Below are 23,368 nucleotides of genomic sequence, written 5' to 3'. Positions count from 1 at the left end.
CTAGTCCTTCTCTCCTTAAGATTTACAGTAAATCTTCGCTAACAAAATCAACCATAGATTTAACCTTTAGCCCCTTAGGAACGGCCGGAGTCCAGTCTCTTCCATCCTTGCCCCGCTGAGAGAATACTATCGTCTTGGACTGTCCTGGGAGAAGATCAAAGAAGTTGTCGGAGAATATACCTTCATCCTCTGAGATCAGGTATACGCCCCTAGCCAACACATCACTTGTCACAGTGAAGCTTAAACCACCGCTATCCGGAGTTTCCTTTATCGTAATCACTGAATGCTGCAACTGAATTTCTGTTTCCGGGACAAAATAATGTACCTTGTGGTCTATCACCTGGCCATCAGCCTGCAAGCTAATCTCTAACACTACCTCGCCTGATCCATGACCTTCTAGCAATTCCACCACAGGAGACGAGAATACAATAGCCGTAGAATCGGCTCCGAGCTCAACCGGATGTGTCCACTCTCGTAGCACCGAGCCGTCAAACTTATACAGCCTAAGCATCAGCTCAGCAGTTATTGCTCTTCTTAAGTCAGAAACGACATGAACGTCAATCCGCTCACGGTCCGTACCATCAATAGACAACAAGACATCCTTGAAGCTTGAGCGTACAGTATATTGCAAAGCTTTCCAGCGCCCGTTGTAATCCATACCCGCCCAAGAAGCAACCGGCCAGCAATCATTCATCTGCCAATATAAAGTGCCCATACAATAAGGTTTATTTCTTCTATGACTTTCAATCGCAATTCGGATCGCTTCAGCTTGCAGAATTTGACTCATATATAGAAATGCTTTGAAATCCTTCGGCTGCGGCAGATACATATCCATATATTCTTTGATCAGCAGATTACCGCGGCCATTCTTCTGATGAGCCAGCATCACCTTTGAAGTAAGCTCCAAATCCTGCTCTTCGGCATAACTCATTACGGTTTTCAGTTCCGGGAACGACTGGAAGCCATACTCACTCATAAAGCGGCCAACCTTTGTATTATAATTCTCAAAAGGCTCAATTCCGTGCCACACGCCCCAGTAATGAACATCCCCATCCCCCGCCATCCGCGTCGCATGCTGATCCATATTGCCCGTCAGATCCCGCAGCGGCGAAGACGGCCAATAGTCTACTCCTGGATGGAAAGCGGTAACAGCCTCCGGCAGAATATGGTGGAATATTTTCTCATAATCAGCCCACATGCTCGCTCTATGTTCAGCATCGATTTTTTCTTTCCAGCCCCAGCCCATATTTTCCTCGAACTGTGACCAGGCCGAATCAATCTCGTTATTGCCACACCATAAGGCGATGCAGGGATGATTGCGCAATCTTTTGACGTTATACTCCGCTTCTTTCTTCACATTTGCAAGGAATGCCTCGTCCCCCGGATACATGCTGCAAGCAAACATAAAATCTTGCCAGACCAGCAGACCATATTCATCACAAAGCTTATAAAAAATCTCCTCTTCATAAAAACCGCCGCCCCATACGCGCAGCATATTCATGTTTGATTCTACCGCCGTGACAATTTCATGCCGATACCGCTCCTCGGTAACTTCTGTGATGAAGCTGTCATTTGGAATATGGTTGGCACCTTTAGCAAAGACCGGCACTCCATTCAGCGCGAAAGAAAATGAAGTTCCCTTGGCATCGCGTTCCCGAATCAATTGAATACTGCGCAGTCCGGTTCTTACACTTCTGCTAATTATAGCTTCCTTACCTTGCACCAAATCGGCTTGGAAAGTATATAAATGAGGCTCGCCTAGCCCTCTACACCACCAGAGCTGCGGCTGATCTATCACGATATCCATCTCTACTTGCTGTTTGCCACCCTCTAATGTAACTGTTCGCATCCATTCTAAGCCATCGGCGCTTATGCGCAGCATTCCCTGCCAAGCAGTAGGAGCATCCACTTCAATAACTGCGGTCAGTCGAGCTTCTTCCTTGGTGATCACATTTTGACGGATATAGAGATCTGTGATTTGAACTTCGTCACGTCCCTCAAGGGATGCTTCACGCCATATGCCACTGGTCAAGAAACGCGGGCCCCAGTCCCAGCCGTAATGATAAGGAGCTTTGCGGGCAAAAACACTAATCCGCTGTTCATCCAGCCCCCCAAGCTCGGATTGATCATTCGGTGCAGGCAATGTATATCCCAGCTTTGCTAGTTTAGGCAAATCCTCTTTGACTACAGAGCGGAACCTCACTCTAATATTGTTCTCACCAATCTTCAGCTGATCTTTGACATCCACTCTCCACGCCAAAAACATATTATCTGCCGCGAGTACATGTACATTGTTCACATAAACATCAGCATAGGTATCAAGACCTTCAAAGATCAGCTCCGTGCAAGAAAGCCCCGCCCACTCTTCACCAAGCTGCAAAGTCGTTTGATATTCCCAATCCTTCTTATCAATCCACTGTAGATTATGTTCATTCGTCCCATAGAAGGGATCTTCAATTTTTCCGTTCTTCAGTAAATCCGTATGGACCGTGCCTGGCACAGTAGCCGGAAGCCACTCCTCATCTCCGCAACCTCTAAATTCCCACTTTGCAAGCTTCATCTCTAGCTGTTTCATTTTATCCTCCTAAAAGTTTTGTAGAGCATATGCTTCTTTGAGTGACTTCGTACAAAACTCACTTCGAAAGCATTTGCTTAAAGTTTTGTATAGCATACACTTCTTTGAACGACTTCGTACAAAACTCACTTCGAAAGCAGCAGCTTAAGTTTTGTAAGCCTATTCATCTTTCAAAATAGCATACCTCTTCTAGCATTTCATTGAAGTCAATTGATATTCTTTGTATTTTGTTATCCATTCGTTAGGTATGCACTAATTATAATCGCTCAAACAAAACAAATAAAGACAATAAATAATAATACAATACATTTCTAAACGCTTTATTCAAAGCTATAATGTTCATGTAAACGCTAACAAAATAATGAAAAGGGGATTAAGTTATGAGAAATAAGTTATTTTCGTTATCTTTTGTTATGATTATGGTTTTATCATCAACGCTTGCTGGCTGCGGCTCGAACAACGGCAACAGCACAAATAACGGGGCTTCCGCAACAGATAAACCTGCAGCAACGAATACAGAAAATACAAGTGGTGATTCAACAAACACCGCAACAGCTGAGCCTGCAGCGGGAGCTGATATTAGCGGAAAAATCACCTTCCTGACCAACAGAACAGATATGATTGGCAAAGAATACGACGAATATTTAAAGCGCTTTAATGAGAAATACCCGAATATCAAAGTCGAATTCGAAGCTTCTCAGACCGACTATAATCAACAAGCTAAAGTCAGAATGGCCAGCGGCGAGCTTCCAGACGTTATGTTCGTACCTACCATCCCTAACTCCGACCTGCCGAAATACTTCGCTTCACTGGATGATCTTGGCCTGAACGATCAAATCACCTTTAAAGACTTTAAATCCTTTGATGGCAAGCTGTACGGAATTACCACAGGGAACTCTACATCCGGGATTGTTTATAACAAAAAAGCATTTGCCGATGCCGGTATCACAGAAACACCAAAGACTTGGGATGAATTCTTAGCTGCCTGCGAGAAGCTGAAAGAAAAAGGTGTCATTCCACTGGCTTCTAACTTCAAAGATAAATGGCCGCTTGGTACATGGGCTTATGATACACCACGCCTGATTGCAGGTAATCCTGACTTCCCTAACGAGAAATTGAACACAGAAACACCATTCACGATGGATAACGGCTATGGGAAAGCCTTTAGTCTGCTGAGAGAGCTTAACGAAAAAGGCTATCTGGAAAAAGACATCAACTCTACTAACTGGGAGCAATCGAAAAAAGACATCGCTTCCGGCAAGTTCGCCATGTACTATCTCGGAAACTGGGTTATTAACCAAGTTATTGGAGTCGGAGCTCCTTCAGACAATGTTGGCTTCTTCCCGTTGCCTTATGATAATTCGGGCAAACCATCTGCTACCCTCAGCCCTGACTTCTTCTATGCTGTCGCCAAAAACAGTAAAAACTTAGAGGCAGCAAAAGCATTTGTAAAATGGATGATTGAGGATTCGGGATATGAGGATTTTGCCGGCTTTATCTCTCCATTAAAAGGAAAAGAATCTAATCTGGCTCAGCTAAAAGAATTCCAAGCTACTGGAGTAGAGCTTATAGAAGGAACTGTCGATGATGCGAAGGTTACAGAGATCGGCAATAAGGCACAACTGGATCTACCTGCAGTAGTTCAAGAATTCGTGCTTGCTAAGGACCCACAATCTGTAATAGACAAGTGGAACAAGGCTTGGGCAAAAGCCAAGAAAGACCTCGGCTATTAATTAAGGCATCTTTTCACTCATGAAATAGAAGTACACTACGGCGCAAAATGGATTATCGCCCTTACGGATAATCCATTTTGCCTTTCCATATCAAGCTTTTATGAAAGAAGGGCTAGCGATGTTCGGAACACTTTCCTATAACAAACAGAAAATGATAATCATCGTATCATTCCTCACGATCCCATTGTTGCTCCTTGCGACGTTTACGTATTATCCAGCGCTTAAGCTGATCTATTACAGCTTTACCAACTGGGATGGCTATAGCCCTGAGAAACCTTGGGTTGGTCTTGCTAATTACCGCGAGGTCTTTTCTAATCCTGATATTTTCAAAGTATTTACACATAACTTTGCTTATTTCGCTATGGGAATTATTCAGAACATTGTCGCCATTTATTTTGCAGTTGTTCTGAATAGTAAACTCAAAGGTAAAAATGCATTCCGAATCTTACTTTTCCTTCCTTACATCATGAACGGGGTTGCCGTTGCTTTTATGTTTGGTTATGTCTTTGACACTACTAACGGCTCATTGAACATGTTCCTGAATAGCATCGGTCTAACCGGACTAGGACAGACCAGCTGGCTCGGAACAGAAGGTCTGGTCAACTACTCTCTGGCGTCCACAGGATTTTGGCGTTTCATGGGCTATAACATGGTCATCTACATCGCCTCTTTGCAGGCCATACCAAACGATATCTATGAAGCCTCAAAGATCGATGGTGCCGGACCTTTTCAGACGCTTTGGAGAATCACTTTACCCAATATGAAGCCAGTCATCCAGCTCAACTTATTTCTTACCGTCACCGGGGCACTGGAAGTATTCGATCTCCCCTTCGTACTGACCAAGGGCGGCCCTGCAGGTGCCAGCGAAACTTACGTTCAGAAAGTTGTGGATACTGCATTTGCTTACAACAACTATGGTCTCGCTTCTGCCATGAGTATTATCCTGCTCTTCTTTGTCGTTATCGTACTGTTAATTCAACAACTAGTTCTTAGCCGGGGAGGAGACAAATAGACATGACACACTCCAAGTTTCGCTTCACAGACTTTATTAAATACTTCTCGCTGATAATCGGCGTATTTGTCGTACTCTTTCCTCCTTATGTTGTAATCGTAAACGCCTTCAAATCAACTGATGAATTCAACAGCAGTAGCTCCATGGCGTTGCCGACAAGCTTTTTAAACTTTGATAATTTCATTGCAGTCTTCCAGCGTGGGGGTCTACTTAACGGCTTTGGTAACGTGTTAATTATTATTGCTATTACTTTAATTCTGAACATTCTATTTGGAACTATGGTAGCATTTGTACTGGGTCGCTTCTCTTTTAAATTAAAACCTGTTGTCTTCGGTGCTTATTTAATAGCCACTATTATTCCAAGCATCACGACACAAGTAGCGACTTTTGGTATCATCAAAAGCATGGGGCTTTATAACACGCTCGGCGCACCTATCGTGCTCTACATCGGAGCAGATGTGATTCAAATTATTCTTTATTTGCAATTTATCCGTAATATTCCCGTAGATCTCGATGAGAATGCGATGGTTGAAGGCGCATCTCTTTTCAAAATCTATCGCTCGATTATTTTCCCACTATTGACGCCGGCTACAGCTACTTTGATTATCTTGAAGACGATTAGTATTTATAATGACATGTACATCCCTTATCTATATATGCCAAAACAAAGCCTGGGCGTAGTTACGACGATACTGATGCGTTTTCAGGGGGTCAATTCAGGAGAGTGGAATTTGATCTGTGCGGCCATTCTACTTATCTTACTTCCAACAATAATTCTATATTTCTTCCTACAACGTTATATCTTTGAAGGCGTAACCAGCGGTGCAGTTAAATAAGGAAGCTCACTTTAAGAAAGGACAACGCAAATGGTATCATTCATCCGGCTAGTCTTACGTAAAATGTGGTTGTTCCTTGCCAATCTTCCGATGGAGCGGAAACTGATCGTCGTATTTATCTTTTTGATCTCGCTTCCAATCACTTATGTTAGTTATTTGTCCTCCCGCTCCATGTTTAATTCTGTTCTTGTGAATGCAACGGAAAGCGCGAACCAAATGACATCGAACGCCTCTGATACCATTGACCGTTATGTCGCCGATCTAAAAAGATATACTGCGCTGCCGCTGTATAATACCGATGTACAATTCTACCTTACTCAGCAAAATACCGACTGGGATAAAAATACTGGCATGGCGATGTTCCTGAGCTACTTGAAGCATACGAAGGAAGAGATCATCGCCGTGTACATGGTGGATCAATACGGTTCTGTTTTTTATGATAGAGTCCCAGGAATTCACGAGCTATATCCTGAGGAACGATTAGCTGAGTGGAGGACCTTAAGTGAAGAAGCTGGGGCCGCTCCTGTCATTCAAGGCAAACATACGATTCGTGTAAACTCCAATCTCCATAGAGAGGTTATTAGTGTACTTCGTACCATTAATTCTGTAAGCACGCTAGATAATATAGGAATTCTCGTATTTGATGTAGACATCAACTTGTTTAAGGGGATCATCGATCCCGTAAATGCGGTAACGCAAGGCAATACACTAATTGTAGATAATAACGGAGAACTGATCTATGCCGGTGAAGAGTCCGCAGACTCGATGCAAGCTGGCGAGGAGCAAAGTCTGAACACGCAGCTTTTGCTGCAGCATGTGAATCAGCAACAGGATCATTTTCAAATAGAAATCAATGGCCAGTCTTATCTTGCAGTGTATACCGTTTCGAAACAGACAGGTTGGACGACAATGGTTACGATTCCTTTGGCCCGTATCCTGTCACCTGTACAAAAGAATCGCAATGCTCTTATATTGACTACACTGATCATTATTGCTTTTGCACTTTGTGTTGCGACGATTATCTCACATGCGCTGACCAAACCTCTTAAATCTTTAGTCCGTCTAATGAAACGGGTACAGCACGGTAATCTGGATGTCTGGCAGCACTCCAAATACAATGATGAGATCGGAATGCTCGGCAGTCATTTTAATCGAATGATCATAAGGGTCAAGGATCTGCTGCAGGAAGTATCCCTCACCGAGAAGCGTAAGCAAAAGGCCGATATGAGAGCACTTCAGAACCAGATCAATCCACATTTTATTTATAATACGCTGGAGTCTATCCGTATGCTGGCAGAGAGTAATGATGACCCACGTGTAGCGAAGCTTACCTATTTGCTTGGACTTCAGATGCGTTACAGTATTGTCCGAAGCGAAGAAGCCGTTACGATCAGACAAGAGCTGGATCATGTACGAAATTATTATCATCTGCTGCAAATCCGGTTCCCAGATAAGTTTAGTCTAGACATTGATGTGCCCGAGAAATTTTTACATTTTCCTGTAATCAAGCTTGTCTTTCAGCCGATTGTGGAGAACGCGGTCTTTCATGGCTTGGATCAAAAAGTAGGGCTCGGTACCTTGCGCATCACCGCATGGAGTGAGCATGGAAAAGTCGTATTCTGTGTAGAAGATGATGGGATCGGGATGGATGAAGCTACCCTTCGATCCTTAAATAATAGTCTGCAAAATGGGACTGAAAGTGAAATGTTCGGTATTGGTCTACGAAATGTGAATGAGAGAATCCGCCTGCATTACGGCAGCTCAATCGGGCTCCTTGTAGAGAGCACGCTCGGAGTGGGTACTCGTGTTACGCTACGCATTGAGGACATTACCTTCACTACGCATAGTGAAGATGACATGAATTACGGAGAGGAGATGCTCTGATTGCTGCGAATTGCAATTGTTGACGATGAAATCCTGATCCGCGAAGGTCTAGCCCGAATGATCAGCAAAGAAAACACTGAATTCCTGGTCATCGGCACCTACCCCGATGGGAAACACTTGCTTGACGAGTTACCTTCACTTCAACTTGATGCTGTGATTACTGATATTCGTATGCCGCAAATCAACGGCTTGGAATTAATTAAACAGTTAAAAACCAGTCACCCTCAAATCCGCTCCATTCTGATGAGTGGATTTGTTGAATTTAATTATGCCAGAGAAGCCATACGCAGCTCTGCAGTAGACTACTTATTAAAGCCGATCGATAAGGAGCAACTATTCGAGCTGCTTTATCAATTGGAGGAAGAGCAACAGTTCTCTCATGACAAGGAGGTACGTCACCGTTCTGGTCTCTTGCTGACCCTACTTCAAGTCGATGAGCCCCCTTCCCCCTTGCTGTTGTCGAGTCTTATCTTGCCCCAGCCTTATTTCTCGGTCTTTGTGTTCAAAGGAAGACCCCGAGAGACCGTCTGTTTCTGTGTAGACAGTCTGAGGCAAGAGAGGACATTTAGCATCGACAGCTTAGAGATTCAGAATGGTCTGCACGTCTGTATCCTGTATTCTACAAAGCCACTCTCAAACAGCGATTGGAATGACATGGGTGACAGGATCCGTATCTCTGCCAATGGTATGATATTGCATATAGGTGCTAGCCGTTCATATAATGATACCACCAAGCTTAGACAAGCATATCTAGATGCTAAGTTAGCCTGCAGTGTCGGTATTTATAATCCAGATCGACTGCATTATGTGAATATTCAGGACATTCGACAGCCTGAGATAAATATTCTAGAGCCTTTTAATGCGATCAAGGAACCCTTAATCCATGATCTGCAGATTCTGAATATGGAGGGTGCCTTAGAACGTGTGCATAGCTTATTCTCAGTACTGAGATCACAACAAGCTGCGCCCGATCAAATTCTCCGTGTCTGTGGATGGGTTATTGAATCTGCGCAGAAAGAACTGCAGGAATTCGAGACCCTCTACAAAGATGCTCGCCCTCTCGGGCTGGATGAAAGCATCGCGTCCAGTATGAGCTTCAGTGAAATTGAGCGTGGTTTCACCGACCAATTCTCTAGCATTCTGTTTGAGATCAGAGCCCATCGCCTAGAGATGTCCGGTACAGCTGTAGAAACCATAAAGCGCTGGATATCAGCCAACTATAATCAACATGCGGATCTAAACACCTTGGCGAATATGGTTTTTTTGACACCAAGCTATCTAAGTAAGCTGTTCAAACAAGAGACTGGACTTACTTTAACGGACTACATCACGGAAATCCGGCTGCGTAAAGCCAAGCATCTGCTCAAGAATGCCCCTGACCTAAAGATTCACGAGATTGGTGCAGAAGTTGGATATGGCGATCCTGCCTACTTCAATAAGCTTTTTAAACGTGTAGTCGGTGTTACACCCAATGAATATAAACGAATTTCTATCGTATAAGGAGATTGATCACTTGCAGTCACAGCTTCACACGAGTAGCGATAATCATGAAACAATCACCGTCTATGACACAACAGAACTATATGGTGAAAAAGGTATGTTCCGCGTCATGCAGTTTTCCAATCAGGCCATTCAAGGTGCAATGGATCTCAATCACCCGGAACGAGTTGTGTTTGAGTATCCGCGAGCCATTATTCACTTGATGGAAATTAACGCTCCCTTTTTCGAGGATGCCTTTCTTATTGGTCATGGGATTGGAACGATTGCTGGGTATTTTCTAGACAAAAGATTCAAAGTTGCTGAGGTGGACAGTGAAGTAGTCGAATTAAGCCGCCGCTATTTCGGATACACACAAGATAACGTAGTGATCGGTGACGGACGTCAGATCCTTGAAGGTGAGGAACACCAGAAATATGATTACATCATCTTGGACGCTTTCACCGCCGCAGGTACACCGAGACATTTAATCTCCAGTGAATTTTTCAGCATCGCGTATTCAAAACTGAATGCCGAAGGGTATCTCCTTATGAATCTTATGGGAAAAGGAGAAAATGACCCTCACATTAACGCGATTCATACCACGCTTGCGGAAGAATTCACCTACATCAAATCCTTTGCGCTGGCTTCAGAAGGGGCTGCGGATATCAAAAACATCATTATTATAGGTGGATTTAAGCCGATTCGCTTTCAAGCTCGCCACATGGCAGGCTTTAATGAAATCCAGCTTGGGCAAGGATATCTTATTCGGGATTAAAGTATATATTAAAAATGACCTCATCCTCCACTTCATTGTGGATGTTGAGGTCATTTTTGGGCTGTTACTATCTGATATCCTTTACACCGGATTAGGGACAAAACTGCCACCTCGGCAATACTTCAGATAATTTAGCGCATGCACTTGTCCAGTCATTTCTAACTCACCTTGATAGACAGGATCATGCCAGCCTTCAATATCAATAGTTCCCTTATAGCCGGCTTGGCGCAGAATCGTGATGATATCCACCCAATTCGTATCTCCAAAGCCAGGTGTCCGATCCCACACATAAGACTTAGGTCCGTGAATCCCATATTCCTTGACGATATCCCAAGCAATGGTGGCATCCTTGCCATGTACGTGGAATACCTTATCCACCCATTTTCGTAGCTGCGGAATCGGATCAATCAGACCGATCAGCTGGTGGCACGGTTCCCATTCCAGACCTAAATTATCTGCTGGAACCGCATTGAACATCTTCTCCCAGGCTAAAGGATTATGAGCAATGTTCCACTCTCCGGCCTGCCAATTTCCACCCATAGAGCAATTTTCAAAAGCAATTCTTAAGCCTCGATCGGCTGCTCTTTTGGACAATTCACTAAACACCTCTGCAAATCTCGGAATCGACTCGTCAATCGAAGAACCTGGAAGACGTCCGGTGAATCCGCCGATAATATCTGTGCCGAATAAATGCGCATGATCAATCAGCCGCTCCCAGCTGGCGAGTGTGTCAGCGTTGTCGCCTGTTCCTGATAGTGGATTGCCATAAATCCCAACAGAAGAGATGACAAAATCATGTTCAGCAGCCAGTTCCCTAAGTCGTGCAGCTGTTTCTACAAGATTGGTTTCACCGGTGGTCTGCCAAAAGTTCAAGTTAAAGGACTCAAACCCATGCTGAACAATTTGCGGAATAACGGCGACGGCCTCCCCGCCACGAACTAGAGTACCTATTCTTAATGTGTCTTGCATTTGGGTTACCACTCCAATGATAGCGTTTATAGCCAGTATTATACCTTAAGTGTTTTGAGCATCTTGCAAGAGCCTCGTTTGAGCAATACCGCATCGTAGACAATATGCTGATGGCCTGATCGTCCAGAAATAAGATCAAACAGGACGCCCACGCTAGATAAGGCCATTTCTGTACCCGGTTGGCTGATCGTATCGAGTGAAGGATGAAAATATTCAGCCATCTCAATTCCGTCAAAGCCAATGATTGAAATATCATCCGGGATAGACAACCCCGCGGTAAGTACAGCTTTGGCAGCACCGATAGCAATCGTGTCAGAAGCCGCAAATATTGCGGTTACTCCCTTATTCCTTTTAAGCAGTCTTCGTGCTGCATCAAATCCCGAGCTAGGACTGTATTCACAATCCTCTACCAGCTGTGGATCATAAGGCAGATTATGTTCTTCCAGTGCTTTTTTGTAGCCCAAATATCGCCGGTTCCCTGTAGTTTCATCCAGCAGTGGGGACTTGGCTAGAAAACCAATATTCTCATGCCCAAGTGAGATCAAATAATTGGTGGCTTTATATGCTTCTTTCAATTCATTAATGGTGACACTAGAAAAGATATCCGGGTCTACCTCTTGCGTGGAGGTGATCGTCGTCAGTACAAACGGAACCGTCAGCTGCTTGAATTTCTCTTCGGAATGATTGTAGGTTCCCCCCATGAAGATGATCCCGCATAGATTTTTTTCTTTGATCAGCTGAATCGCCGCATTGATTTCATCCGTACCGTCCTCTACCTGATGAATAAGGAAAGGATAACCTCGCAGATTAGCCTGGCGCTCGATTTCTTTGATCATATTGGAGAAGAACGGATTCGTAATCCCCTTGACCATAAGTGCAATGTTCTTAGACTCCGTAGTTTTTAAATTTCTTGCATTCGAATTGGGAATGTAATTATATTCCTTTACAACATTTAGAACCTTTTCCCGTGTAGCCTTGCTCACCAGCCCCTTGTTGTTGATGACCCTGGAAACCGTCGAGATGCCCACACCGGAAATCCGCGCGATATCCTTGATATTTACGTCCACTATACTCCCCCACTTATGAATAAGGGAGCTATATGAAACTATAGCTCCCTCACACCTTTTAACGTTCTTTAGTTCACCGGAACAAACTCAGCCAATTGCTTTTCTACTTCGGCAATAACCTTGTCAATTCCTGCTTTTTTCAGTTGCTCACGGTAATCCGCTACAGCAGCTTTAGGATCTTTGCTTGTTTTACCAAGCATCAATTGAATACCAAGCTGGGAATTCACGTTGGAGATGGAAGCAATTTCTGTAGTTACATTCGCTGGATCGAAAGTAAAGCCGTTGTATGGATCATTGATAGCCACTTTATCCCACTCTGCGAACAGAGAGTTACGGATTGGGTTCTCTGTGTCCGTAGGAACTACGAATTTGTCATTACGAAGTGACCAAGCAGCGAAACCTCCGCCGTCTGTTTTTTCGTTGAAGCCTGCAGGCTGCTTTTTAACTCCATCTTCCATGACATATTGCTTACCTTCAATACCGTTTTGGATGAGGTTGTAGTAGCTTTCGTCAGTCATGAACTTCTCGATTACCATCAAAGAACGCTCTGGATTCTCAGAGTTGACACTAATTACGGTAGAGTTATCAACACCCATTTTACGTTTAATCTTCTTGTTAGCTTCTGCAAAAGTATAGAAATCAGTTTCTACCTCTGGTAGTGCCGTCTTATCCCCGCCATATTGACCGAGCCAGTCCTGAGTATGAGTCAAGTAACCCGCGGAGTTTGCTGCTCTGAAGTTATCCTTGCTTCCAAGTGATGAGGACAGTACATCTTTGCCCCAGTATCCCTTGTCTGCCCATTCACGCATCTTCACAGCCCAATCTTCGAATTCTTGGGTGTAGGCTGGAGAGAACACTGTTTTGTAGTCCTCTGCGCTCTTAGTCACTAAATTGATTTCATTTGTTGAGATCCCTGGTGCATTAAGCCACTGACCAGTAGTATCTACGAGCATTCTGAACATATTTTGTGCATCTTCAGCTTTACCATTAATAGGTGGGAATGATTCATTGGCAACTACATTGTCCATGTATTTAACCATATCGTCGATAGATGCAATTTTTTCCATGCCGTATTTTTTCAGCAAGTCTACACGATAAGCATAACCGCTTGGTGTATATTCGCTATAAAGACTCGGAACACCATAGATTTTACCTTTGACCTTCGTATTTTCCCACACACTTGCTGGAATTTCTGCCTTCAGCTTAGGAGCAACTTTGTCGAGCATGTCAGTAATGTCTACCAATGCACCTTCACTTGCTAATGTATAGTAGTTTACCGGTGCTCCAGGAGAAGCATGTGACAAATCAAATGTTTCACCAGAAGCAAATAGCAATGGATATTTCGTTGCAATATCTGGCCAGTCGATATATTTAATTTCTAAAGTTGTATTGATATCTGCCTTGAGTTTTTTGTTAATCTCAGCTAGAATCGCCTTATTTTGAACACCTTCACTGCCCCACAAGTAGTACGTCAGCTTAGCTTCTTTGGAAGTATCGACTCCTCCTGTATTGTTAGCAGATGTTTCTGGTGATTTAGTAGCTGCTGCATCATTGCTAGAAGCATTGTCTTTGGATGATGAGCAAGCTGTAAGTGCCCCCGTAAGCATTAGGACAGCTAGTAAAGAAGACGCCGTTTTTTTACCTTTCATTAGGTAAACCTCCCTTTTTTTCTGTTAATAATGATTGCTTGATTTATAATAAACGCCCTATGAAAAGGAAACGTCCATTAACCCTTTACTGCCCCGATTGTGAGGCCTGTTACGAAGTAACGCTGCACAAATGGATATAGAAGAATAATAGGTCCAGTAGCTAGCACAGCTGTAGCCATTTTAATGGATTGCGTCGGAAGATCAGCAGTATTGATTACCGCCCCCGAATTGACTAGCGCTCCGAGATTCGCCTGATTGACCATTCGCTGCAAGAAGTATTGAAGCGGATACTTCGTCGGATCGTCGATATACAACATTCCGTTATACCATTCATTCCAAAAGCCCAGTGCCGAGAACAATCCAATCGTAGCTAAGGATGGAACTGCTAGTGGAATGAATATCCGCCAATAGATGCGGAAGTCACCGGCGCCGTCAATTGTAGCGGATTCATATAGAGAATCCGGAATAGCTTTCATAAAGTTACGCATTAGGAAGATGGACCAAGCGCCCACTACACCCGGAAGGATCATGGCGAATAAGCTGTCCTTCATATGAAGATGTTTGACCATCAGGATATACGTTGGAATCAAACCACCGCTGAAAAGCGTTGTAAAGTAAATCATAAAGGAGAAGAAATTACGATATTTGAAATCTTTTCGGTTAAGTACGAACCCAGCCATTGACATCATGAATAGTCCAAGTACCGTACCTACTACGGTGATAAAAATCGTAACCTGATAAGCACTTACTAGTTTGCCAGAGTTATTTAACAGCAATTCATAAGCCTTTATTGAGAATTCCTTTGGCCAGAGCTTATAGCCTTCACGGACAATTTCCTGTTCATTCATGAACGAGGAAGAGATCATTAATGCAAAAGGAAATACACAAAATAGTGCAAAGATTGTAATGCAGAGATAGCTGACCGCTTTAATGAGAATACTGCCAGAATCCTGCTTGATTTTTGATTGTTCCACTGATATCACCCCTATTTCGTTTCTGAATTTAGAATAATGCGCTGTCTGGTTCGACCTTACGAACAATAAAGTTTATCACCAGTACCAGAATCAGACCGAATAAGGATTGATAGAAGCCGACTGCCGCACCCATGGAGAAGTTGAATTGCCCCACTAATGAACGGAAGACATAGGTATCAATGATATCCGTCTGCGGATACAGCACGGAGTTAGTACCAATCAGGTTGTAGAATAGGTCGAAGGAGCCTTTAAGAATGCCACCCAATCCGAACAACAGCAATAGAATAAAAGTAGGCTTCAGAATTGGAAGAGTCATGTAGCGAATCCGCTGCCACGTCGTAGCCCCATCCATATAGGCCGCCTCATACAAATCATGATTAATTCCTGTAATGGTTGCCAAATAGACAATCATACCGTATCCAGTTCCAGCCCAAATCTTAAAGGCAACAATGATATACTTCCAAATCCCAGGGTCAGAGTAAAATTCATAACGATCTAACCCCAAGCTTACAAACATCGTATTAATAAAACCTGAGTTGAAGTTGAACAAGTTGTAGGCAAATACACCGACGATAACCATTGAGATAAAGTTTGGAAGAAGAATGACGGACTGCGTTATCTTCTTGAACCACTTACCTGCTATTTCAGATAACATAATGGCGAAAACGATTTGAATAATATTCCCCAAGGCAAGAAATACAACATTGTAGAGTAGTGTATTTTTGGTAATATTCCAGAGATCACCGTTTTGAAACAGGAACTCAAAGTTCTTAAGGCCAATGAAATTACTACCGAAAATACCCTTATTGAGCTTGTAATCTACGAATGCGACGTAAGCGCCAGGCATTACCGCATAGTGAAAAATAATGAAGTATAGGATTACAGGCAGCAACATTAGAAAAAGCACTTTGTTCTTAATGACTTCCCGGACAATATTTCCACCCGCAAGCTTAATTCTTGCCAATGAGCCCACCTCCAATTTGAAAAATGCATTTCGTCAGATGCATAACTTAGCTTCCTTTCCTGTCCCGCAACCAGCTTAAAACTGATTGCTCATCCTTTATGATAAAGCGTATCGGATGATATAGAAACGTTTCCATAATTTCTTTGAAACTCCCTGTACGAAAATCATACTCCCTAGATGTATGCGCTGTCAATTCATTTTATTTTTGTTTTTCTAGTAATAAAAATCACATTTTACAACCTAAATATAATGAATCGGCCGATTTCACGAAGATAATTGACTTTTTATGGCCTTCGGACTAAGATCGATATGTATCGTTTATGGAAACGTTTCTATCTGTTCTTTCATAAACATGTCAGCCTCTATCTATGACGTCTGACGTTGAACTCCCCGTACCGATCTATTACATGTCTCATCCAATAATATTAATCTGCGTATGCACACGGAACAGGGTATTGAAAGCTATCCTTTACTCGGAATCCTCTCCCGCTTAAAGCAGCGGCGAACAGAAATCGCAAGCGCTTTCTTATTGGTATAGCACATCTAATTGTCACAATAACTATCAATGCGCTCACGAGGAAGGTGTTAACCATGACTAAATCTTTTATCCAAGATCTTGTGAACGATATGACTCTGGAAGAAAAACTGGCCCAATTAACCCAGCTAGGCCCTCACTATTGGGGTTTGGATGATACCGTGGATTTAACCGGCCCATTTAAAGAACTGAACATTCAGCCACAGGTGATGGAGAACATAGGAAGTGTTCTGAATGGTATTGGAGCTAGAAATGTGATTGATCTGCAGACCCGGCATTTGCAAGCCAGTCGTCAGAAGATTCCTCTGCTCTTCATGGCGGATGTCATTCATGGCTACAGAACAATTCTTCCGATCCCGCTTGCGATAGGTTGTAGCTTTGATATGGAAGCTTGCGAGCGATTTGCTGAAGTTGCAGCCAAAGAGAGCGCAGCTGCCGGCATCCATCTCACTTTCTCACCTATGACAGATCTCGTACGCGATCCGCGCTGGGGACGGGTGATGGAGACATCCGGTGAGGATCCTTATCTGAATGCCCGTGTAACTGAGAGCATGGTACGAGGCTATCAGGGCAAAGACCTAAATGAAAAAGGTCGTATCGCTGCCTGTGTGAAGCACTTCGCCGGTTACGGCGCTCCCGAAGGCGGTCGAGAATATAATACGGTCGATATGTCCCTCGGCGTATTACGTGAGTTCTATCTACCAGCCTATAAAGCTGCTGTAGATGCTGGTGTAGCCATGGTGATGGCCGCATTCAATACGATTGACCGCATACCAGCAAGCGGTAATTCCAAACTTCTCCGGGGAATTTTGCGTGAGGAATGGGGCTTCAACGGCGTTACCATTGCCGACTTCAATTCCGTCAATGAGCTAATCCCTCATGGTGCAGCTGAGGATGGCCGTGAAGCAGCGGAGAAAAGTATAGCTGCAGGACTTGATATTGAAATGATGTCCACCCATTATCTAAACCACGGTGCCGGTCTGGTCGAGGAAGGCAAGCTGGATGTCTCTTTGATCGATGAAGCCGTTATCCGAGTTCTAGAACTTAAGGATGCCCTCGGCTTGTTTGACAATCCGTTCAAGGATGCAGACCCGTTAGTAGATGAGGCGCCCACGCCGAGCACGGAGAATTTACAAGCAGCGAGAGAGCTGGGTGCCAGCTCAGTGGTACTGCTGAAAAATGATAATGACGCTCTGCCCCTTAAACGTGGTATGAAAATTGGATTGGCTGGTCCCTTCGCTACCTCTATTCATGTGCTGGGCGGCTGGTCTGGAACGGAAAAAGACCCGGCCGTATCACTCTACAACGGCATTTCTCAAAAAACATCTGCCGCAGATATTATTACGGCCATGACTGGTGAGCTGGGAAGCATGCTGGAGGGTGTTTTTGATGTAGAGGATGAAATCGAAGAAGCCTTCCAGCGCCTGAAGGATTGCGATGTAATTCTCGCTGCTGTAGGTGAGAATCAGCAGGATACCGGGGAAGGCGGAAGCAAAACCAATCTGCGCTTGTCGACCAATCAGGAGAAGCTGATCTGGCGTTTGAAAGATACTGGCAAAAAGATTGTTACCATTGTATTTAGCGGCCGACCACTGGAACTAAAACCTGTTCTTGAGGCCAGCGACGCTTTGCTGCAAGCCTGGTTTCTGGGTACAGAATCCGGAAACTCACTAGCTGATGTGCTGTTCGGAGATTATAATCCATCCGGTCGTTTATCTATGAGCTTCCCTTACTCGGTTGGACAAATTCCTATCTATTACAATGCCTATCAGACGGGGCGTCCCTATGATCCCCTATATCCCAATGTACGATATGTAACTCGATATCTGGATTGCCCTAATGACCCTCTCTTCTGCTTTGGCTATGGTCTGAGCTATTCCAGTTTTGATTACAGCAACTTCAATGTTGATGCTGCCGATCGGATTGTTGCCTCCATTGAGGTGGAGAATACTTCAGACATCGACGGTAAGGAAACCGTTCAACTCTATATCCACGACGTCAGCGCAAGTGTCGTTCGCCCTGTCAAAGAACTGAAGGGCTTCCGGCAAATTACACTCGCAGCGCATGAAAAACAAGTGGTTTCTTTCGAGATCACTAGAGATATGCTGATGTTCTACGGAAAAGACGATCAATTGGTCTACGAGCCCGGAGAATTTGATATTATGATTGGTAGAAACTCCGGAGATCATTTCACACAGCGGATCTGGATCGGCTAACAATATTACACAGTAAGGGAGATACCCCCAATGAGACACAGCTTATCATTTCAGCAAGATGGAACCTTGAAAATTGTACAGTTCACTGATCTTCACTGGATGGATGGAAGAGCCGAAGATCAGCGTACTCGGGAACTGATGGAACGCGTTCTGGAAGCGGAACAACCTGATCTTGTGGTCTTCACGGGAGATCTGATTTACACTGCCCCTGTCTCACCTGGTGAACAGGCGTGTGAAGACCCTGCCCAAGCATTTCGGGATGCTGTCGCTGCTGTTGAGAAAACAGGTACCCCTTGGGCCTTCGTATTTGGCAACCATGATACAGAAACTCTGATTTCCCGCAGTGAACTGATGCAGATTGCATTGGAACATCCCCACTGTCTGGCCGAAGCCGGTCCAGAGGAACTTGAAGGCTCAGGCAATTACACACTTGAAATAAAAGATCAGGATGGCCAAGCAGCCGCTGTCCTTTATTTTGTTGACTCCGGCAGCTACTCCGAGATGGAGCATATCCCTGGCTACAATTGGGTTAGCCGGAATCAGATTAACTGGCTAACTGCTGAATCCGCTCGGTTGAATCCTAAAACTGCTGAGAACAGGCTGCCTGCATTAGCTTTCTTCCATATCCCGATTCCCGAATATCGTGAGGTCTGGTCTACACAAGTCTGTCATGGGTATAAGTATGAGCGTGTATGCTCACCTGAGGTTAACTCGGGATTATTCTCGGCTTTGCTTGAAATGGGTGATGTGCTGGGCACCTTCTGCGGACATGACCATATCAATGATTTTACGGGCAGCCTGTATGGCATACGTCTTTCCTATGGCCGTGCTACCGGCTACAATACTTATGGAAAAGAAGGCTTTATGCGGGGCGCACGCGTCATCAGACTGACCCAAGGCACCCAAGACTTCGATACCTGGCTTCGTCTTGAAGATGGATCTGTCCTGCTGGAACAGCCAATTCATCAGCCTGAACCTGCTTCCGTTCCAGAGCATTAATCGTCTTACTTTATTGTCTGCAATCATCTTTGCTCATTTATAGTTATAGAAAGAACCCGCATAGTGCAGGTTCTTTTTTATGTTCCAATATTAGCTTGTTCCCATACTCCCCATTACATCGCTTTTTTTGTTAAAATAGAGTAGTCGACGTATTAAGCACTACAGCGTCAGTCATGGAACGGAGGCAAGTACCTGTGGATTATATTATTCTGGACATCGAATTCAACGGCCGTAAGTTTGCCAGCGAGCACCCTATGGAGGTCATTGAGATTGGAGCTGTCCGGTTAGACTCTTCATTGCAGTATAAGGATGAATTCTCTTCCTTGATCAAACCCATATATTTCTCTACCCTTAATTCTTTTATTAAGAAAAAAACCGGGATTCCCCAAGAGGAAATCGATATTGCACCCCGCTTCCCGAAAGTCATCACTGCTTTTAGAGAGTGGCTTGATCTAAGTACAGATGGAGTTCTGCTACTAACTTGGGGCGGCGAGGACATGAAGCGTATCATTCAGGATGTGCGCATGCATAAAATGGACGATTCCTACTGGATGTCCGCAACGTATTTTGATTTACTGAAGGGTGTACTGCGGGCTCGCGGCCTAAGCAATGATGTCAGCGTGGAAAGCGCGATGGCTTTGTTTGAACTTGAGCCGTCTGGATCTGCTCACCGAGCACTGGATGATGCAAAGATGACTTCGGAGATCTTCCGTGCTGTATTTAAGGATCTGGATTTCGAGCGCTCACAGCATTACGTAGATACCTTCTCTAATGCCAAAGAACGCAAGACGGTCAAAATCGCCATTAAAGCGATGAACTCACAAAAAATAGTGCCAACCTGGGACCTTGTTCTTGAACACTACTTCTCAGACAAAACCACCCTAACCGATCCTCGGAAATTAGAGGAATTACAGAATTATTTTGCGGCGCAGATGGGTCAAAAATAACTTCAAACATCAGCAAACTATAACAGCGGCAGTCTTCCCAATGATCTTCAGCGGGTAACTGCCGCTGTTTTGGGTACGCTAAAAAAACATTTGACCTTCACGCTACGTAAAGGTGTACATTGAGTTTGTAGGAGGTGATACTACGGAATACACAGTACAGAAGCTCGCAGAGCTAGCTGGAATCAGCACGCGAACCCTGCGCTACTACGATGAGTTTGGCATTCTTAAGCCGGCGAGAATCAACTCCTCGGGGTATCGTATCTATGGCCGTGCCGAAGTAGATCTACTACAGCAAATTTTATTTTATCGAGAGCTCGGCTTAAGCCTGGAACGAATCAAAGCTATAATGACCGAACCGTCCTTCGACGGGGCCAAGGCGCTACGGGATCATCATGACAAGCTGCTTGAAAAGAGACATCAATTAGACCTATTAATTGCTAACGTCGAACAGACGCTGGCTCACCAAGAAGGGAGAATGACCATGAGTGACGCTGAAAAATTCGAAGGCTTTAAGCAAAAGCTGGTAGACGATAACGAGAAGAAATACGGTCAAGAAATTCGGGAGAAATACGGGGACAGCACCGTGGATCAATCCAACAAGAAGCTTAAAGGCATGACAGAGGAGCAATATGCGACTATACAGCAGCTTGAGGAGGAGATGTTCGAGACGCTAGTGCAGGCAATGGAGCATGGAGATCCTGCCAGTGTATTGGCGCAAAAAAGTGCTGACCTGCACCGCCAGTGGCTCTCCTTCTACTGGGATTCCTATTCCAAAGAGGCGCATGCTGGTGTTGCGCAAATGTATGTTGATGATGAGCGTTTTACCAAGTATTATGACAAGCGGAGCCCTGGACTTGCTGCTTTCTTAAGGGATGCTGTTCACGTATACACGGGAACAAAATAATGAAATAGAAATAGAGCGACATCGGAAATCCGGTTGCCGCTCTATTTCTATTATTCGGAACCTTGCAATAACTCCTATAGACTGCGATGCAGCAGCGACAGTACATTGCGCAGCTCAACCACAGCAATCTGACCGGGTGCAGAAGGCTTATGCGCCGCTCCGAAGGTTAGCGCTGAACCGAAAACTTCTCCGGCTAAACGGCTGATTACCCCAGCTCCCGCCATGGACATCGTTATAATCGGGCGGTCCGCATATTGTTCTTTCATCTTATGGGTAGCTTCTAGTAATGTCAGTACATCCCCCGCATCCTGAGGCATCACCGCGATTTTGGGCAAATCTCCGCCAAGCTCCTGTGCCTTGCATAGCCGCGAGATGATCTCCTCTTGAGAAGGTGTTCCATGAAAATCATGATTCGATATAATGACAGCCACGTTATGAGTATGAGCAGTCTCGACTAGTAACTTCACATTCTGTTCCTCATTGAATAATTCAACATCTATTATATCTGCTAATCCGCTTTCGGCAGCAGCTATATTCAACGCTATGTAATATTCCGTGCTGACCTGCTTTTCGCCGCCTTCTTTGGCACTCCGAAAAGTAAAAATCAGTGGTAACTCCGGAATTACAGAATGAATTTGTTTTAACGCTGACTTAACCGCCTCTACGTCTTCAACTTCATCAAAAAAATCCGTCCGCCACTCCACCAAATCGGGACTCAGTTCTTTCAACGCTTCGGCTTCCTGTTTCAATTCAGACAAGGTAGCTCCAATCAACGGAACACATATTTTAGGAATTCCTTCGCCGATGATTACATTTTTAACAGTTACTGTTCTGCTCATAATTTCAGCCCCTTATCCAGTCATCTACTATAGATTCTGTACTTGTTTATTCTACTACCGATACATGTTTTAGAAACTGTTCAACCTCTGATAACTTCGGCAGCGATGGGATTGCGCCTTCTTTCCCTACAGCCAGTGCTCCAACAGCGTTAGCGAAGCTTACAGCTTCTTCCAACGTTTTGCCTAAAACCAATTGCTGGGCTAATGCCCCATTGAATGAATCTCCCGCAGCAACCGTATCTATCGCCTTGACCGGGAATCCCGGAACTGACTTAGCACCCTCAGCATTAACGATTAATGCACCTTTAGATCCCAAGGTAACGATAACGTTCTTAACACCCTTTTGCAGCAAAATACGGGCCGCCTGTTCAGCAGTCTCTAAACTATCTACCGTCATTCCAGTCAAAATCCCCGCTTCAGTCTCATTAGGAGTCAGATACGATACTTGACCCAGCATCTCATCTTTAAGCACTCTTGCTGGTGCTGGATTCAGAATGACCGGAATTCCATAACGATGTGCAATAGCAATAGCATGCTCACTCATCGCCAGTTCCATTTCAAGCTGCATCACAATCATCTCAGCCTGGCTAATCACAGACTCTAACGCCTGTATATCGTCCACAGATAGATCAATATTCGCTCCGGGTACAACGATAATCCGATTCTCTCCATCTTCTTCAATAACGATTGAGGCTACGCCCGTTGCCTCAGTTTCGCTCACCGAGATATGCTCTATATGAATACCCTCTTGCTTAATAATCTCCAGCATTTCGCTTCCAAAGGTATCTTTTCCGACGCTGCCGATCATACTAACCTCAGCACCTAGACGGGCTGCAGCAACGGCTTGATTCGCTCCCTTTCCACCGGGAGATAGAGAAAATGCTTGTCCCATAAGTGTTTCTCCTGCATTCGGTGCCCGGTTCGTACGTACTACCATATCCATATTTAAGCTTCCAATCACAACTATACCCAACTTAGACACCACCATTAATTATTTCTTCAATCTCTTTA

General features: G+C 44.4%; 18 protein-coding genes. 10 read left to right on the top strand and 8 right to left on the bottom strand.

The genetic code is table 11. The annotated features are described in order from the left end of the window. Positions 1-22: 22 nt before the first annotated feature. Positions 23-2,575, bottom strand: a complete 2,553-nt coding sequence (locus tag R50345_RS04000) for a beta-mannosidase (RefSeq protein ID WP_042124285.1) — start codon at positions 2,573-2,575, stop codon at positions 23-25. Between the two features lie 380 nt (positions 2,576-2,955). Between R50345_RS04000 and R50345_RS03995 the strand changes: the two genes are divergently transcribed. The 6 genes from R50345_RS03995 to R50345_RS03970 all read left to right on the top strand — a co-directional run bounded on the left by R50345_RS03995 (position 2,956) and on the right by R50345_RS03970 (position 10,294). Beyond that, positions 2,956-4,308, top strand: coding sequence for an ABC transporter substrate-binding protein (locus R50345_RS03995; RefSeq protein ID WP_042124283.1), 1,353 nt, complete (start codon positions 2,956-2,958; stop codon positions 4,306-4,308). A 118-nt stretch (positions 4,309-4,426) separates the two neighbouring features. Next, positions 4,427-5,320 (top strand): carbohydrate ABC transporter permease, encoded by an 894-nt coding sequence (locus R50345_RS03990; protein ID WP_042124281.1) that lies wholly within the window; start codon positions 4,427-4,429, stop codon positions 5,318-5,320. 2 nt (positions 5,321-5,322) lie between these two features. After that, positions 5,323-6,156 carry a carbohydrate ABC transporter permease gene (locus R50345_RS03985; protein ID WP_042124279.1) on the top strand — a complete coding sequence of 278 codons (834 nt, stop codon included), beginning with the start codon at positions 5,323-5,325 and terminating at the stop codon, positions 6,154-6,156. A gap of 30 nt (positions 6,157-6,186) precedes the next feature. Further along, complete coding sequence (locus R50345_RS03980) at positions 6,187-8,040, top strand: sensor histidine kinase (protein WP_042124278.1); 1,854 nt, start codon at positions 6,187-6,189, stop codon at positions 8,038-8,040. Beyond that, on the top strand, positions 8,041-9,540 hold the full coding sequence (locus R50345_RS03975) for a response regulator transcription factor (protein ID WP_042124276.1): 1,500 nt from the start codon (positions 8,041-8,043) through the stop codon (positions 9,538-9,540). Continuing rightward, positions 9,512-10,294, top strand: a complete 783-nt coding sequence (locus R50345_RS03970) for a spermidine synthase (protein ID WP_081390062.1) — start codon at positions 9,512-9,514, stop codon at positions 10,292-10,294. Before R50345_RS03975 ends, R50345_RS03970 begins: the two co-directional genes overlap by 29 nt. Positions 10,295-10,375: 81 nt before the next feature. Here R50345_RS03970 and R50345_RS03965 read toward each other — a convergent pair whose 3' ends face one another. From R50345_RS03965 to R50345_RS03945, 5 genes are all read right to left on the bottom strand, one after another. Beyond that, positions 10,376-11,263 carry a sugar phosphate isomerase/epimerase family protein gene (locus R50345_RS03965; protein ID WP_042124274.1) on the bottom strand — a complete coding sequence of 296 codons (888 nt, stop codon included), beginning with the start codon at positions 11,261-11,263 and terminating at the stop codon, positions 10,376-10,378. Between the two features lie 38 nt (positions 11,264-11,301). Further along, a complete protein-coding gene (locus R50345_RS03960) occupies positions 11,302-12,330 on the bottom strand; it encodes a LacI family DNA-binding transcriptional regulator (RefSeq protein WP_197069744.1) in 1,029 nt (342 codons plus the stop codon). A 68-nt stretch (positions 12,331-12,398) separates the two neighbouring features. After that, positions 12,399-13,979, bottom strand: coding sequence for a DUF3502 domain-containing protein (locus R50345_RS03955; protein WP_042124270.1), 1,581 nt, complete (start codon positions 13,977-13,979; stop codon positions 12,399-12,401). Between the two features lie 77 nt (positions 13,980-14,056). Next, positions 14,057-14,953 (bottom strand): carbohydrate ABC transporter permease, encoded by an 897-nt coding sequence (locus tag R50345_RS03950; RefSeq protein ID WP_197069743.1) that lies wholly within the window; start codon positions 14,951-14,953, stop codon positions 14,057-14,059. 28 nt (positions 14,954-14,981) lie between these two features. After that, positions 14,982-15,917, bottom strand: coding sequence for an ABC transporter permease (locus R50345_RS03945; protein WP_231574041.1), 936 nt, complete (start codon positions 15,915-15,917; stop codon positions 14,982-14,984). 591 nt (positions 15,918-16,508) lie between these two features. On the opposite strand from R50345_RS03945, the gene bglX reads away from it, so the two are divergent. The 4 genes from bglX (at position 16,509) to R50345_RS03925 (ending at position 21,518) form a co-directional block, all read left to right on the top strand. Further along, entirely contained in the window at positions 16,509-18,668 is a 2,160-nt protein-coding gene (gene bglX, locus R50345_RS03940) for a beta-glucosidase BglX (protein ID WP_042124268.1), read from the top strand. A 30-nt stretch (positions 18,669-18,698) separates the two neighbouring features. After that, positions 18,699-19,667: a metallophosphoesterase family protein gene (locus R50345_RS03935; RefSeq protein WP_042124266.1), complete on the top strand. Its 969-nt coding sequence runs from the start codon at positions 18,699-18,701 to the stop codon at positions 19,665-19,667. 194 nt (positions 19,668-19,861) lie between these two features. After that, the gene (locus R50345_RS03930) at positions 19,862-20,614 is read left to right on the top strand and encodes a 3'-5' exonuclease (RefSeq protein WP_042124264.1); all 753 of its coding nucleotides are present in this window, start codon (positions 19,862-19,864) and stop codon (positions 20,612-20,614) included. Between the two features lie 112 nt (positions 20,615-20,726). Beyond that, complete coding sequence (locus R50345_RS03925; protein ID WP_231574039.1) at positions 20,727-21,518, top strand: MerR family transcriptional regulator; 792 nt, start codon at positions 20,727-20,729, stop codon at positions 21,516-21,518. 74 nt (positions 21,519-21,592) lie between these two features. Here the strand turns inward: R50345_RS03925 and aroD are convergent, their stop codons facing one another. Then, complete coding sequence (gene aroD / locus R50345_RS03920) at positions 21,593-22,357, bottom strand: type I 3-dehydroquinate dehydratase (RefSeq protein ID WP_042124262.1); 765 nt, start codon at positions 22,355-22,357, stop codon at positions 21,593-21,595. A 46-nt stretch (positions 22,358-22,403) separates the two neighbouring features. After that, entirely contained in the window at positions 22,404-23,339 is a 936-nt protein-coding gene (rbsK, locus tag R50345_RS03915; RefSeq protein ID WP_231574037.1) for a ribokinase, read from the bottom strand. Between the last annotated feature and the right edge of the window lie 29 nt (positions 23,340-23,368).

The organism is Paenibacillus sp. FSL R5-0345, assembly GCF_000758585.1.
GTDB lineage: Bacteria > Bacillota > Bacilli > Paenibacillales > Paenibacillaceae > Paenibacillus_AQ.
This window is presented reverse-complemented; position numbering and strand designations above follow the sequence as displayed.